At 36.0% G+C, this 15,483-nt stretch carries 13 protein-coding genes; 1 reads left to right on the forward strand and 12 read right to left on the reverse strand.

From position 1 onward, the window contains the following. Positions 1-25 precede the first annotated feature (25 nt). The 5 genes from HNR32_RS05010 to HNR32_RS05030 form a co-directional block, all read right to left on the reverse strand. The gene (locus HNR32_RS05010; protein ID WP_183860292.1) at positions 26-2,593 is read right to left on the reverse strand and encodes a heavy metal translocating P-type ATPase; all 2,568 of its coding nucleotides are present in this window, start codon (positions 2,591-2,593) and stop codon (positions 26-28) included. Positions 2,594-2,602: 9 nt separating this feature from the next. Continuing rightward, on the reverse strand, positions 2,603-2,917 hold the full coding sequence (locus HNR32_RS05015; protein ID WP_183860294.1) for a metal-sensing transcriptional repressor: 315 nt from the start codon (positions 2,915-2,917) through the stop codon (positions 2,603-2,605). 309 nt (positions 2,918-3,226) lie between these two features. Next, positions 3,227-5,401: an L-lactate dehydrogenase (quinone) large subunit LdhH gene (gene ldhH / locus HNR32_RS05020; RefSeq protein ID WP_183860296.1), complete on the reverse strand. Its 2,175-nt coding sequence runs from the start codon at positions 5,399-5,401 to the stop codon at positions 3,227-3,229. Between the two features lie 5 nt (positions 5,402-5,406). Then, positions 5,407-6,006, reverse strand: coding sequence for a LutC/YkgG family protein (locus HNR32_RS05025; RefSeq protein ID WP_183860298.1), 600 nt, complete (start codon positions 6,004-6,006; stop codon positions 5,407-5,409). 47 nt (positions 6,007-6,053) lie between these two features. Continuing rightward, positions 6,054-7,805 carry an L-lactate permease gene (locus HNR32_RS05030; protein ID WP_183860300.1) on the reverse strand — a complete coding sequence of 584 codons (1,752 nt, stop codon included), beginning with the start codon at positions 7,803-7,805 and terminating at the stop codon, positions 6,054-6,056. 363 nt (positions 7,806-8,168) lie between these two features. Between HNR32_RS05030 and HNR32_RS05035 the strand changes: the two genes are divergently transcribed. After that, on the forward strand, positions 8,169-9,674 hold the full coding sequence (locus tag HNR32_RS05035) for a helix-turn-helix domain-containing protein (RefSeq protein ID WP_183860302.1): 1,506 nt from the start codon (positions 8,169-8,171) through the stop codon (positions 9,672-9,674). Between the two features lie 59 nt (positions 9,675-9,733). On the opposite strand, the gene HNR32_RS05040 is transcribed toward HNR32_RS05035, so the two are convergent. From HNR32_RS05040 to HNR32_RS05070, 7 genes are all read right to left on the reverse strand, one after another. Then, positions 9,734-10,315, reverse strand: a complete 582-nt coding sequence (locus tag HNR32_RS05040; RefSeq protein ID WP_183860304.1) for a GerMN domain-containing protein — start codon at positions 10,313-10,315, stop codon at positions 9,734-9,736. 11 nt (positions 10,316-10,326) lie between these two features. Next, on the reverse strand, positions 10,327-11,367 hold the full coding sequence (locus HNR32_RS14070; protein WP_231038150.1) for an N-acetylmuramoyl-L-alanine amidase family protein: 1,041 nt from the start codon (positions 11,365-11,367) through the stop codon (positions 10,327-10,329). A 231-nt stretch (positions 11,368-11,598) separates the two neighbouring features. Further along, entirely contained in the window at positions 11,599-11,976 is a 378-nt protein-coding gene (locus HNR32_RS05050; RefSeq protein WP_183860306.1) for a type II toxin-antitoxin system PemK/MazF family toxin, read from the reverse strand. Beyond that, a complete protein-coding gene (locus HNR32_RS05055) occupies positions 11,954-12,307 on the reverse strand; it encodes a hypothetical protein (RefSeq protein ID WP_183860309.1) in 354 nt (117 codons plus the stop codon). Before HNR32_RS05055 ends, HNR32_RS05050 begins: the two co-directional genes overlap by 23 nt. Before the next feature lie 37 nt (positions 12,308-12,344). Then, positions 12,345-13,898 carry an NAD(P)H-hydrate dehydratase gene (locus HNR32_RS05060; protein WP_183860311.1) on the reverse strand — a complete coding sequence of 518 codons (1,554 nt, stop codon included), beginning with the start codon at positions 13,896-13,898 and terminating at the stop codon, positions 12,345-12,347. A 119-nt stretch (positions 13,899-14,017) separates the two neighbouring features. After that, positions 14,018-14,791 carry a flagellar motor protein MotB gene (locus HNR32_RS05065; RefSeq protein WP_183860313.1) on the reverse strand — a complete coding sequence of 258 codons (774 nt, stop codon included), beginning with the start codon at positions 14,789-14,791 and terminating at the stop codon, positions 14,018-14,020. Between the two features lie 2 nt (positions 14,792-14,793). Beyond that, entirely contained in the window at positions 14,794-15,429 is a 636-nt protein-coding gene (locus tag HNR32_RS05070) for a MotA/TolQ/ExbB proton channel family protein (protein ID WP_311636463.1), read from the reverse strand. Positions 15,430-15,483: the final 54 nt, after the last annotated feature.

Genomic DNA, 15,483 nt, shown 5'->3' on the forward strand with positions numbered 1-15,483 from the left:
ACTGCCGGGCTGTTTCCTTTTTTTATTATTTTATACCTACAACCTCATACCCTGCTTCAACTACAGTGTTTTTCAATACATCACTACTTACATTTTCCTCACTTGTAACTACAGCTTTTTTATCTTCAAGACTTACGCTGACCTCAGTTACCCCAACTACTGACTGCAATGCTTTTTCCACTCTTCCTGTGCAGTGTCCACAACTCATGCCTTCAATCATAATTACGGTCTTTTTCATAGTATCAGCTTCCTTTTCTTTTACATTCTCTATAGTAAAATGCTCACTATCGCCTATTTTTTCATCAACTGTATTTATCTGTAATCTTTTAAGGCGCAGGGCATTTGTAACCACGCATACGCTGCTGAGACTCATTGCTGCCGCTGCAAACATTGGATTAAGCCTGATTCCCCAAGCTGCATAAAGTGCCCCTGCCGCCAATGGTATCCCTATCACATTATAAAAAAATGCCCAAAATAAATTTTCCTTGATATTGCGGATGACGGCCGTACTTAATTTTAATGCCTTAACGACATCCAAAAGATCATTTTTCATCAGTACAATATCAGCACTCTCAATGGCAACATCAGTACCAGCACCAATGGCTATGCCAACATCGGCCGCAGCCAAGGCTGGTGCATCATTAATACCATCACCCACCATAGCAACTTTATGACCATTATTTTTTAATGCAGTTATTTGAGCTTCTTTTTGCGCAGGTAAAACACCGGCTATTACTTCATCTATTCCTACCTGTTTTTTTATCGCCTGGGCGGTAATTTCATTATCGCCAGTAAGCATTATAATATGGCGTCCCTGCTGTTTTAATTTGGCAATTGCAGCCTTACTCGTAGCTTTTACAGTATCAGCTACGGCGATAATTCCCAGTATCTTTTTATCATCACTAAATAATAATGCTGTTTTACCCGCTAATGATAATTTATTTATCAATAAATTTATTTCATCAGCCAATATTATATTTTTTTCCTGCATCATCTTTTGATTGCCGGCATAATAGTATTTATCGTTAATTTTACCAGCTACCCCTTTACCAAATACAGCCGAAAAATCAGTAAGTTTATAAAAGGCTGCAGATTCTCGCTTACATTTATCTATTATAGCTTCTGCCAGCGGATGGTCACTGCCTTTTTCTAAAGAACCAGCAATTTTCAGCAGTTCTTTTGCCGATAAATCTGCCAGCGTTATAATATCTGTCACTTGAGGCTGTCCCTTGGTAATAGTTCCGGTCTTATCCAAAACAATAGTATCAACTTTATTGATTGTCTGCAATGCTTCACCTGATTTTATTAATATGCCATTTTGCGCACCTTTGCCAGTGCCTACCATAATGGCTACCGGTGTCGCCAATCCTAAAGCACACGGGCAGGAAATCACCAACACAGCTATAGCGGTTGATACAGCAAATTCAGTACTTGCTCCTGCGACAAGCCAAACAATTGCTGTCAGTAAAGATATCGTTATAACAATCGGTACAAAAACCCCGGCTATTTTATCTGCTAATTTAGCAATTGGTGCCTTACTGGCTGATGCTTCCTCCACCAATTTTATTATTTGGGCAATAGTTGTATTATCGCCTACCTTTACCGCTTTAGCCGTAAGAAGTCCCGATTTATTCAATGATGCTGAAATTATCTTATCACCAGCTTGTTTTGCTACCGGTATACCTTCACCGGTTACTGCCGCTTCATCCAGCAAGGATTGTCCCTCAATAATGATGCCGTCCACAGCAACAGCTTCACCAGGCTTAATAATAAAGATATCTCCGACAACAATATCAGCTGCCGCAATAATTTTCTCTTGATTGTCCCTAAGCACGGTAACTGTTTTAGGTGTTAAATTTATTAGTTTATTAATTGCTTCACTGGTTTTTCCTTTTGCTCTTGCTTCTAAATATTTGCCTACTGTTATTAATGTAAGTATCATCCCGGCTGACTCAAAGTACAGATTATGCTGGTATTGCTGAACTAACTGCCAATCGGCATACCCCATTCCATAGCCAATGCGATAAATAGCAAATATACCATATACTGCGGCTGCCCCTGCACCAATGGCTATAAGGCTGTCCATATTAGGACTTTTTTTATAAAGCGTCTTAAATCCATTTTTAAAATATTTTTGATTGGCCAATAATATTGGTACTAACAATAACAACTGGGTAAAAGAATAAACAAGGGCATTTTTATCCCCGATAAAATACTTCAGCATAAACTGTGGTAAATTGGCAGAAAATACATCATACACCATGGTACCCATGGAAATATACATCAGTAATAATAGAAATACAATAGATACACTTAAGCGATTTTGCATATTTTTTATGCCATCATCTATCATTTTCGGCATTTCTTCAGCAGTATTTTTATCAGTAAAAATACTGGCGTTATAACCAGCGTCTTCTACCGTTTTTATAATAGCTGCCTCATTTATCTGTCCTTCATTAAAGTCAACCTGCATACTGTTAGTAAGCAGGTTAACGCTGACTGCATTTACGCCGAGAGCTTTGGCCACACTTTTTTCCACATGTGCCGAACATGCTGAACAAGTCATGCCGGTAACAGCAAATTTCCTTTTCATTTATATCACCTACTTCATTTGCTTTTTTAATAATTCACAAAGTTCATTAATGGCCTCATCATTGCCTTTTCTAATATCTTCAGCTACACATGTTCTGATATGACGCGCCAGCAGTTCTTTATTGAAGGAATTTAATGCTGACTGCACCGCCGATACCTGTACAAAAATATCAACACAATAGCGGTCATCTTCCACCATGGCTTGTAAGCCGCGAATTTGCCCTTCAATCCTATTTAATCTCGTTATAAGTTTTTTCTTTTCATCTAAATCACGTTTTTTATGTTTTATATTATCATGATTTTCGTTGTTACATTGACAGACCATAATATCTCCTCCATATACCCCTATAGGGTATATAAAATATAACATTCTATTCATTATTTGTCAAGTAAGAATTATTTGTAAAAAAAGACCATGTTCTATAAAAGAACATGGCTGTAATGCTATATAATAATCATTTTATAAATGGATCTATGTTATTTTGTTCGCAATTAGAATATCCCACCTCCTATAAAATATTTCTAATTATTATATAGCTATATAAAATTGAATTTTTTATTATGCTAAAAAACAGCGCATAAAAAATTCGATATTGAGTGGGCAATTTATAACTAGCAGTTATATAACAAACACTTAATCATTATTCACTATGTTTTCTGCCAAAATATCAGCTATATGCTTAACTTTTATCTGCGGCGCTTTTTTATCAAGGCCGCCACCGATTTGTATCATACACGACGGACAGGCAACAGCCACAGTTTGAGCTCCAGTTGCTTCAATTCCGTCTAGTTTTTTATCCATGAGCTGTACCGATAAATCAGCGTATTTCATGCCAAAGGAACCAGCCATGCCGCAGCATTCATCAGCATTAGTCATTTCCACAAAATCATAATTACCAGCAGCATTTAACAGTTCCCGTGGCTGCTTATAGATTCCCAGCCCACGTTTCATATGGCAGGAATCATGATATGTTATCTTTTGGCTGCCATGAACAACTGCCATACGATTTTCCTTTTTGTACATTTCATCGATAAATGAACTAAATTCCCTTATTTTAGCGGCTATATTTTGTGCCCGCTTAAACCATACTACATCATCAGCCAGCAATTCCTGATAGGATTTTTCTAATGTTTCGCCGCAGGTAGGGCAGGCCACAATAATATAATCAGCTTCTGCTGTCTCCAATGCCTCTATATTCTGTTTAGCTAATTTTCTGGCAGTTGCCAAATCACCAGCACCGATTATCGGCTTGCCGCAACAGGTTTGCTGCTGCGGATAAACAACTTCTGCTCCGACATCATGTAAAACCTTTACAACTGATTCACCGGTTTCTGGAAATACAAAATCAAGATTACAGCCACTAAAAAACGCGATGCGCATTTTAGCCTGTTTAGGTCCCTGCTGTAATAAAGTTTCGGCCCTATCCCTAAACGGTGTACTGGCAATCGTTGGCAAACTCCTGCCATCAGTCATTTTCGCAAAAAACAATGGCAGATTCCTGATAAATTTACCTGATTTTACCGGTTTTTGTCCCAAGGCTGCGGCACGCAGCAATGAATGGAATATTTTGCGATTAGTCATTATCCGTTGGAATATTATTTTTTCCGGTGTTGACAGCCCCTTTTGTGTAACTCGTCGATTGCGTAGTTCCTGAATAAGGTCTGGAATGTTTATTTCACCGGGGCAGACTGTCGTGCATTTACGGCAGCCAATACACAAATCACTAAATTGGGCAAATTCATCCATGCCATTTAACAGCCCTGTAAGGATAGCACCAATGCCACCGGAATAAATATGACCATAAACATTGCCGCCTACAGTTGACCATATAGGACAGACATTAAGGCATGATGCACAGCGCACACATTGATATACCTCTTTCATTACAGGATCATGTGCCGCTTGTAAACGTCCATTATCCAGTAATATAGCATAAAGTTTCTTGTTTTCTTCCACCATTTTGCCATCTTTTTCTCTGATTACGGGAGTTGGTCCATCAATCATCGTCAGATAGCTTACCATGCGCTGACCTGTTCCATTACGCGGCAGCAATCGCATTATTTTGGAAGCATCGCTTATTTTGGGAATGAGTTTTTCATAACCAATGATTATTACATGTATTGGTGGTATCGTAGTGACGATGCGGGCATTGCCTTCATTTGTTACAAGTCCTATAGCACCATTTTCGGCAATGCCAAAATTAGCACCGGAAATCCCCATATCAGCCTGCAAAAATTCCTTGCGTAAAACACGGCGAGCCGTCTGTACCATATAGGGAATATCTTCAGGAATATCTTCTTTTAATTCATCCGAAAAGAAATGGGCACACTGATTGCGATTTAAATGGATTGCGGGCATAACCATATGGGACGGGTGTTGTCCGGCAACTGACAGCATCCATTCTCCCAAATCAGTTTCTTTTATGTGAAGCCCTTTTTCCTGCAGATAATCATTTAATTTTATTTCTTCCGTCGCCATTGATTTTGATTTTACAATATTGTGGACATTATTTTCCCGACAAATCTTAAGCAATTGTTCCTTTAGCTCATTGCCATCTTTTGCCCGTAAAACTTTAGCCCCCCTTTTTTCTAAAGATGATTCAAATTCGTCAGCCAGCTGTTCAATATGGTTTACCGCATATTGTTTCATATTTTTTAATTCATCGCGTAATTCATCGATACTGTCCACATTTGCATAGGCTTTAGCTCTGGCTAAAGGATATTGCTGGGCAAAATTAGCTAAATTACTGCGCAGAATCTCATCATGTATTTTTTCATTAATTTCATTTTTTATATTACGGCTTTGCATCTCTATCACCCCGCATTTTCTACTGCAAATAAAATAAATCTACTGGGTCCATGTACCCCCAAAGTCAAAACACGTTCAATATCCGACGTCCTGCTGGGACCGGTAACAAATCCCGTATATCCTTCAGTAAAAACATCTTCCAAAACAGCAAAGGCATCGGTCATCGTATTTACAATATTATTTTTATCCATAAAGACTATATTTATTGGCGGCAGCATACTTATAAGTCTGGCCTCATACGCATAGTTGTCGACACAAACACTGCCAGTTTCGCCTACACCAAATTCTGCCGTAGAAAACCCAATATCAAGCTGCGGTGCATTTTTCACAATAGCAAATTTATCTGTATATAATTTATGCTGTTTTTGTAACGCAGTATATACCATTAACAAGTTTTTATTATCATCTTCCCCTACAGCACCTAGTTGCTGTGCACCTGTCTCAGCGATTATTTTTTCTATAATTGGTATAGCGTCTTTATATTCTTTTATTTCCTGTAATTCTACTGAAGCAGCCTGAGCATTTTCTCTAAAATCCTGCCAATATTTTTTATTAATAAATCCCTGCTGTAAATATTTTTGCCATGCATGTGAAATCTTCTTCATGATTACTCACACTCCCCAAACTAGATAAATTTATTAATTAAATTTTATTACTGCAATTTATAATGGTGTATTTCTTCCGGTCCATTTAATATCTTTTTGGCTAAAAAAATAACAATAAATGAAGCTGCCAAGATCACAATACCAGTACTCGATATAATGTCGCTTCCGGCCGCCTGCGCAACAGCAGCACCATTTTCTCCTGCCAACAATGATACAAATACATCCTTGTAAAAATAAATTATTAAACATATCATCGTCAATAAAACTATGGAATGTTTAATGCTGAATTTATATATTTCCCCTTCTTTACCTGTAAGACCGGTAGTCCCGGCAACGATGGCAATAGACTGTGGCGATATCATTTTGCCTACTGCTCCGCCAGCTAAATTAGCTCCAATCCCCATTACTGGCAATATGCCTACTGCTGAAAAAGCCGTTGTCTGTAACTTACCGAACAGTGCATTAGCAGATGTGTCAGATCCTGTCACAAAAACACCCAGCCAGCCGACAATCGGCGCAAAAAGCGGGAACCAACTGCCTGTTTTTGCTACTAACAACCCCATGGTTGTAGTCATTCCACTATTATTAGCGACATACGCATAAGCTAAAACGCCGCTTATTGTCAATAATGCTAATTTCAATTCACTAAAGGTCTGTGTTAAAATATTTATCGACTGCTTAAAAGATACTCTTAAAATGACACAGGACATAAATGCTGCAATAACAATTCCTGTTCCGGCGGCTGACAGCCAATTCAATTTAAATATAGCTGCTATTGGTGCATTAGTAGTTCCATTTATAATAGCCCCATTTAAATATGGAATGGCAAAAGAAATATTAAACATATTTAAAATACTGTCAACACTTGCCATTCCCCAGTCAGCAATAAATATTATCAATATAATAAATGGGCTCCATGCTTTTATAACTGCTTTCTTGCTCAAAGTAATCTGGGGTGCAACTTTTTCATTATCAAAGCGATAAATATTTTTAGGCTGCCATATTTTTAGAAAAAGTACCAATGCAATCATTGAGCATAACGATGCCGTTATATCCGGCAATATAGGCCCTAAAAAATATGATGTTAGACACATTGGAATCGAAAATGATAACGATGTTACTAATACAGCCGGCCATACTTCTTTTATACCTTTCAATCCAGTCATTACAGCAATTAGATAAAACGGTACAATAAATCCGATAATTGGACAAATAAAAGCCAGTAATTTAGCCAAATAAGCGCCGGAAAAGCCTGTTACCTGTGCAGCAACCAAGACCGGGATCCCCAAACCGCCAAAGGCAACTGGTGCAGTATTAGCCAAAAGGCTCATGCATGCTGCTTTTTTGGCTTTAAACCCCATGCCAATAAGCATAGCAGATGTTATTGCTACCGGTGTACCAAAACCTGCTGCACCTTCTAAAAATGCCCCAAATGAAAATGCTATTAATAATACCTGCAATCTTCTGTCATCAGTAATGGAAATAATAGATTTCTTTATAATTTCGAATTGACCAGTTTTAACACTTATGTTGTATAAAAATACTGCCCCAACCACAATCCAACCGATAGGAAATAGTCCATATAATGCCCCATGTACTGCCGACATTATCGACAGTATTACTGGCATATGATAAATCCAGGCTGACAGCAATATTGCTACTATTGTTGTAGAAATTGCTGCCAAATGACCTTTTATTTTAAAAACAATAAGCACAAAGAAAAAATATAATATCGGCAAAAAGGCTAATAATGCGGATTGAAACATATTACTGAACGGATTAAAATTTTGTACGTACATTGTCATCGCTCCTTAAATAATATAATTTTATTGATTTTTCATAAAATTCTTGTTATTATTGCCATGTTTTTTTGTCTCTTTATTTATTACTTTTCTCTTCAACACTACTAATAGTAGCTATTCCAAGGCAATAAGTCAATCTATTGTCTTTTTATTATGAATTTACTTGATTTTTTATACAATTTATTTTAAGCTTTATTTATAAGGCATTGTAAAACAAATACAATATATTACAAATTTATAAGCTTGTTTTATTCAAAGATTCAACTTATAATAATACATATATATTACAGTTTTATTATTTTTTTGATTTTTTTTGAAATTTACTATTCAAGCAAATTTTTTTAGGGAAAGTGTATAAATATGGAAAATACCTATGCTGCTTTACTACGTCATCTAATAAAATTTTCAGGAATAAAACTTAGTTCCCTAGCCGATTTTATCGGTTATGATGTTTCCTATATCAGCAAATGGTGCAATAACATCAACCATCCTTCTTCTAAATATCTTACCAGAATAAACACATGTATTGCCTCTTTTATAAGTGATGAAATAGTTAAGCAAAATCTCACTTATGTATTCTTTAACGAATTCCAGATAAATTTATCCCAACATGTTTCCGCAGAAAAAATAAAAAAATTTTTATTTGATGAAATCAATAATATGTTATTTGAGGCCTACTATCGTGAAAACAACACTGTTGCAACAGACGAAAATCCTGCGGTTGCTAATAATTGCCAGCAAAAAACGATTATTGGACGAACTAATATAAAAAATTTCTTTATTACTGAAATCGCTACCGTTTTAAATAACATCACTGATGATATAGAAATGTATATCACTGGTGATATTATAACATTGCTTGATAAACAACTATTTTTTAATGTTTTCAATTTTTCCAGTAAAAATATCGATATTCACATTGGCTGTAATATACAAAAACTTTCCAATGAAAACCTGGATTTTATAGATAAATTATATAATCTTTTTAATCATTATATTGAAATTACCTTTCATATCCATGATGATAAAAAGTTCCAATATTCTAATATCATCACAGTAAAAAATCATTTTTCACTGCAATATTCTCTGCATAATGATAATTTAATTGATATTTGTACCTACATCACCGATAAAACAATCTCTGCTGATATCTACGAACGTACCTGCGAAAAATTTACCGCTGATACATATTTAATTCAGCCGATAAATGATATTGAACTTATAAAATTTCGTTCTTTTTTTTATCTCAATAATTATCTGCTGTTATTTTGTGCCAAGGGTTTTGAATTTTTCCTGCCGCCGCAGGCTTTTAAGAATCTTTTATCCACTTCAACAACCTATCAATATTCCTCTGATATGCAACAGACAATACAAAATATGCAGATAACCTGGGAAGAACAATTTGAAAAAGCTCATATTGATTTTATACTACCCGCTGCCAATATCATGCATTATATTGAAGAGGGGCAACTATCCTATGGCGAAATTGCATATACCACATCACCACAGGAACGTGAACTCCAGTTACAACAGCTTGTAAAATCAATGAAGAATAATCCCCATATAAATATCTTTTTGCTGGGGCAGGTACAGCCTTATAATAAGGATTCCTATTTTAAGCTTTCATACTACAGCAATAATAAAACAGCCTATTTGAAAAAAGATGCAACTTTTTGCTCAAAAAATAATAAGAATATTTATTTAATAAAAGATTTTAGATTACTTTATAAATTTAATGATTTTTTCTCTACTACCATAAAAAAATCAGACTGTTCTAAGTTCACTGCTGATGATATTGAAAATATTTATAAAAAAAATAATGCCCTATTACATCGTATTTGGCTGCAAAGCAAACAGCCTGTCTAATAAAAAAGCTTCTGCTATCAGTTAACACTGACGGCAGAAGCTTTTTTGCATCGCGATTTTTATAAAACATTCTTCATTCGCTTTATTGGCATTGTTAAGTCCATATGACCACTCAAACTATCCAATGGTTTACCTTCAACATAAAAACGTACTGCTGTAATTTCTGGAAAATTAGTCAATGTATCTACAATACTACCAATAAGCATCAATTCTCCAGTAGAACCACCGCTAAAATTGCTTCGGAAGTTTTTATTAAAATCTACTGAAGCAATTTTGTTATTGTCTACTTTAACACTTAACAATTTAGCATTCTTAGGTATTATAGCAATTCCCTGGCCGGCAGCCGGCCCATCTATCAAGCTTTGTACTGCTGCTGTATATTTATCACTCTTGGCTAAATCAATAATTTTATTAGAAGAAATTAATTTTTCGCCATTTTCATCGGGAAAATAAACAATTATTTTCTGGATATTTTTTCCCTGATTGGCATCACTGCCGTTATTAGCTGCATTATTATCAGTAATCTTTATTCCTTGATTATCCGCTGGTGATTGTTCAGTTTTTTTTGTACTACTACAACCTGTTAACAACAATAACGACAAAATCATTATCATTGCTAATATTATCTTTAATTGTTTCAAAATACCACCTCCTAGTTATTTTGGAAATATTTAGCGATACCACGGCAAATTGCCTGTGCTATTGTCGTTTGAAATGTTTCATCATTTAACAGCTGTTCTTCTGTATTATTAGAAATAAAAGCTGTTTCTATCAAAATAGCTGGCATTGATGAATGTTTTATCACATAAAAATTAGCAGTGGAAATTCCGCGATCTGCTAAATTTGTCGCTTTTACCAATTCATCTTGTACAAAGGAGGCAAGATTTTTCCCGTTGTCAGAACCATTATAATAAAATGTTTCCGTACCATGCGCTGTATCATTAATAAAAGAATTAGCATGAATACTCATAAAGATATCTGCATTACCCGCATTTTCACCAATATCAACGCGTGCCTGCAATTCTTCCACTGCTGTATCATTAGGTGCATAAACATCCCGATCAGTAGTCCTGGTCATAACTACTTTCGCCCCGTTATCTGAAAGTATTTTATCCACTTTTTTAGCAATAGCCAAAGTAACCGTCTTTTCCATTATGCCATCAGGGCCTACTGCTCCTGAATCACTGCCGCCATGGCCTGGGTCAATAACTATTGTATGACCCCGCAGCGACCGCAAAGAACTCGTAGTATTATTAATTGCTGGTTCTTTGGCAATATCAATCGCTAGTACTGGCGTTTTGCGATGCCTTTTATCCTTATCCACCATATATGTCTTATACTCAGCATAACTTGCATTATAAGGCAGTGAAATAACAGCCTTTATATTATGTTGATCTTCGGATAATGCTATTTTATTGGCAATTTTACCATCTAAGTTACGCATTTCCAAATCATTATTTTTTAATTTTGTATTAGGGATTGTCACTATCAGCTGTTTTTTGTTATCAGGATCAATATGTACATCATATTTACTAACTTTCTGATTAAGTGATATTTCTATATGTAAAAACTGGGCCTGTGCTGATGAAAACAATGTATTATACCGAAATCCCTCAATTCTAGCCGAAGCCATACAAACAGTCTGCAGCAGCAGTAATAATACAAAAAACATGCCAAATATTCTTTTTAACAAACTAAATCCTACTTTCTCTTACTACTAAAACAATATATGGATTGTCTTTTCTATAATATTATAAGTATAAATATTTTATCTTTATACCATTATAAAAAAGCAAATCCATATTAAATATTTTGCTGATAGTCAAACAAGCACTTTCCCGCTTAACCATCAGCTTATGTATATAAAATCTCTATATTGTGCATCGTAATGTAAAACTACTGTATAAAAAGACACTGCAATTAATTAAAAATTCACTAATCCTAAACTAATTTTTACTGCCTCATCAACATTTTTCATAATCCCCTTATCAAGGGTAGTAATCTTATTACGAAGTCGTTTTTTATCAATCGTACGTAATTGCTCAAGCAATACGACGGAATCACGTTCCAAATTACATTTATCTGCTTTAAGTTCAATATGTGTCGGCAGCTTCCCCTTGGAAATTTGTGCTGTTATCGCTGCCACAATTATAGTCGGACTGTATTTATTACCTATATCGTTTTGCAATATCAATACGGGACGTGACCCCCCTTGCTCTGAGCCAACCACCGGGCTAAGATTAGCATAAAAAATATCACCACGCTTCATCACAGCCCGGCTATTTTTTTGATATTCCTCCATATAAACCTTCTTCCGCTAGTGCTATATTAATTAACCCCATTTCTTTATAGCCTTTTTTCATGCGTTCAATAATACTACGATGTCTATTGTCTTTGATATAGACTCGAAGTGCTTTGCACAATACTTCTTCATGACTTGTCTGTTCTTCTTGTGCCAATACATCTAATTCACCAATTAGTTCATTTGGCATTTCTACAACAATACGTTTGCCCGCGGACAAAGAAACCCCTCCAATACTGCAATATAACAAGGATATAGCTGTGTATAGTATAATTTTTTCGATAACAATTGTCAATTGCAGTACAGCATAAAATCCTAATTTATCCGCCATTATTCGCCAACGTATTCACTTATACGTGATATTACTACTATTTAACATCGATACTTTTTCTTACCATTTGTACCTTATTTATTATATCACTCGCAATAACGCCCACCATGCCTTCTTGTGCTGCTAAATCACCTGCCTTACCATGTAAATATACTCCGGCAATAGCTGCTTTTATAGTATTTAACTTATCAGCGCGCAGCGCTGTTATCATACCAGCTAAAACATCACCACTGCCAGCTGTTGCCATTCCTGGATTTCCTACTGTGGTCAAGAAAATCTGACCATCAGGACATGCCACAATCGTTTTTTCACTCTTTACTACGAAAACACAATTATATTCTTTGGCAGACTCTTGTGCATATTGCCATAAATTATGCTTGAGATCCTTTACTTTTATCTGCAGTAAATTGGCAAATTCTCCTAAATGTGGTGTCAAAATTGGCATGTGTGCACATTGTTTTAATTTTTCAGCCTGTCCAGCAAAAGCAAAAATTGCATCAGCATCTAATACTAAGGGCTTTTTAACCTGCAATGCAAATTTCTGTACAAAATCTAATGTCGCAGGATTTCTGCCAAGCCCTGGTCCCAGCAATATTGCATCATAACTTTCTTCCCGCGGCAAAATAACATCAACAGCAGCTGTACTTACGGCACCTTTATCAGCTTCCGGCAACGGCTTAACCATTATTTCCAGTAGTTTTTCGGCAAATATATCATATAGGCTTTCACCAGTTCCCAGGGTAACAAGACCTGCCCCGGTTTTTAAAGCAGCTTTTGTACAAAGTACTGCCGCTCCTGTATAACCAACTGACCCTGCTATTGCTAAAACGCGCCCGCAGCTGCCTTTATACGCATCCATGGGACGAGCAGGCAGATAATTTTTTATTAAATCATAATCTATTAATTTATGACAAATATTTATATCATTTAAAAGTGCTGCTGGCAGATTAATATCTTCAACTTGCATTTGTCCAACAAAAGCTGCACCAGGATAAAGAAGACTGCCAATCTTTGGCAAACCCAAAGTCACTGTAAAATCGGCTTTGACAGCACAATCGTCTTCAACTTCGCCCCTGTCTGCTTCAACACCGCTTGGCAAATCAATAGCTATAGTTTTTTTACTATATTTATTAATTAAATTTATCATTTTTTTATGTTCAGCACGAAGTGGTAATTTCATGCCGGTGCCACACAAACCATCTAGCACTGCATTGGATAAGCTCAAAGCCATTTTCACCTTGTCCCAATCATGATCAGTCTCAATTTCATAAATTTCGTTAGATATTTTATGCAAGATATCATAATTTATTTTAGCTGAAGCCGTAAAATGATTTTTATCACCTAAAACAAATAGTTTAACTTTAAATCCATGATTTAAAAGCTGTCTTGCCGCTACAAAAGCATCGCCGCCATTGTTACCAGTTCCCGCAGCAATAAAGATATCACCATTATGTATATTTCCCAGCATTTCTTCAACTTTTTTTGCTACTGCTGTTCCGGCATTTTCCATCAAAACTATTTCCTGTATACCATAGTCTTCAATTGCTGCCTTATCTATATTTTTCATCTGCATTGCTGTTACTATCCGCAATTGAATCCCTCCATAATATTTTTAATAAATTAAAATTAGCCACATATAGTAAAATGCATATTAAATAAAATGCGTAAACATCAAATTCAATATGCATCACTTTATTATATCCAATACAACTACTTAATCTGCTGCATTTCTGGCATTTTGGCCGATCTTGCCACTAAAACTTCCACCCGACGATTTTGGGCGCGATTTTCTTCCGTATCATTTGGCGCAATAGGATGGTACTGACTATAACCAGTAGCCTGAAATCTTGCCGGATTGAGCTTAGCATTTTTATATAATACTGCTTCCATAAAGTTGAGCGCTCGCTGCGAGCTTAATTCCCAGTTAGAGGGGTAACGACTATTTGATATAGGCACATTATCAGTATGACCCGATATTATAACATTTTGTGAAACCTCGCCTAATAAATTCGCCACAATCGTTGTCACCTTATTAGAATCATTGCTAAGTTCAGCACTGCCAGAGGCAAATAATGCTTTTTCTTTTATTCTTATCATGAGGCCTGGTTCTATCAATTGTGCACTGACTTCACTTTGTAAATTATTTTCTTTTATATACTTTTCTAGTTTTTCTTTTTCACGCTCTAGCTGGTCATTTTCTGCCATATAACTTTTAGCTGATTTTTCCTTAGTTTCATTTTGTGTCAAATAAGCTGAATAGCCGCTTTGTGACCCCATCTTATTAAAAAATGATATTCCTCCGGCATTAAATCCGTGCCTAAAAGATGCCATCACCTCAGTTTGCGTCGATGTTTGCGAAGATGCATTTACAGCATATAATACTATAAATAGCGCCAGTAAAAGCGTCATTAAGTCTGAATAGGGTAGCAGCCATGCTTCACTTGGATGTTCTTCTTTTGGCTTACCGCGTTTTTTTCTGGCCACTATCATTCACCTCTTTCAGATTTTATGGAATCTCTTTCTGATTGCGGTATAAATATCATAAGTTTAGCTTCAATAGCTGTAGGAGAATCCCCTGCCTGCAAAGATAAAATACCTTCAATAATCATTCTTTTTTGTGCGATTTCCAATTGTGACATAATTTTTAGCTTATTAGCAATTGGCAGCCATAAAACATAACCTGTAAAAATACCTAAAATCGTAGCCACAAATGCTCCTGAAATCGCATGCCCCAATTTTTCAATATCTGATAAATTACCTAAAGCTGCAATAAGCCCAACAACAGCTCCTAATACCCCCAATGTTGGTGCATATGTACCAGCTTGAACAAAAATAGACATATATTCTGAGTGCCTATGTTCCATAACCTGTAGTTCAGCATCTAATACATCACTGACAAACTCCGGATCCATACCATCAATAACCATCGATAAACCTGACCGAAAAAAAGGATCTTCTATCTCATTTATACGGCTTTCCAGTGCCAAAATTCCTTCACGACGAGCAATTTGTGACAATTCAATAAATAAGCGCAGCATATCACTTTTTGATTTACTATCTGGTGCTTGTAAAGTCTTTTTTCTGAACCTCCCACGACTAAAGTCGCGGGGTTCCTGCTTCACAGATAGTTGCGCAAAAAACACGTCTTACATTATCTCCACAGGCTATCCCCGTAG

This window comes from Pectinatus brassicae (assembly GCF_014201835.1).
Lineage (GTDB): Bacteria > Bacillota > Negativicutes > Selenomonadales > Selenomonadaceae > Pectinatus > Pectinatus brassicae.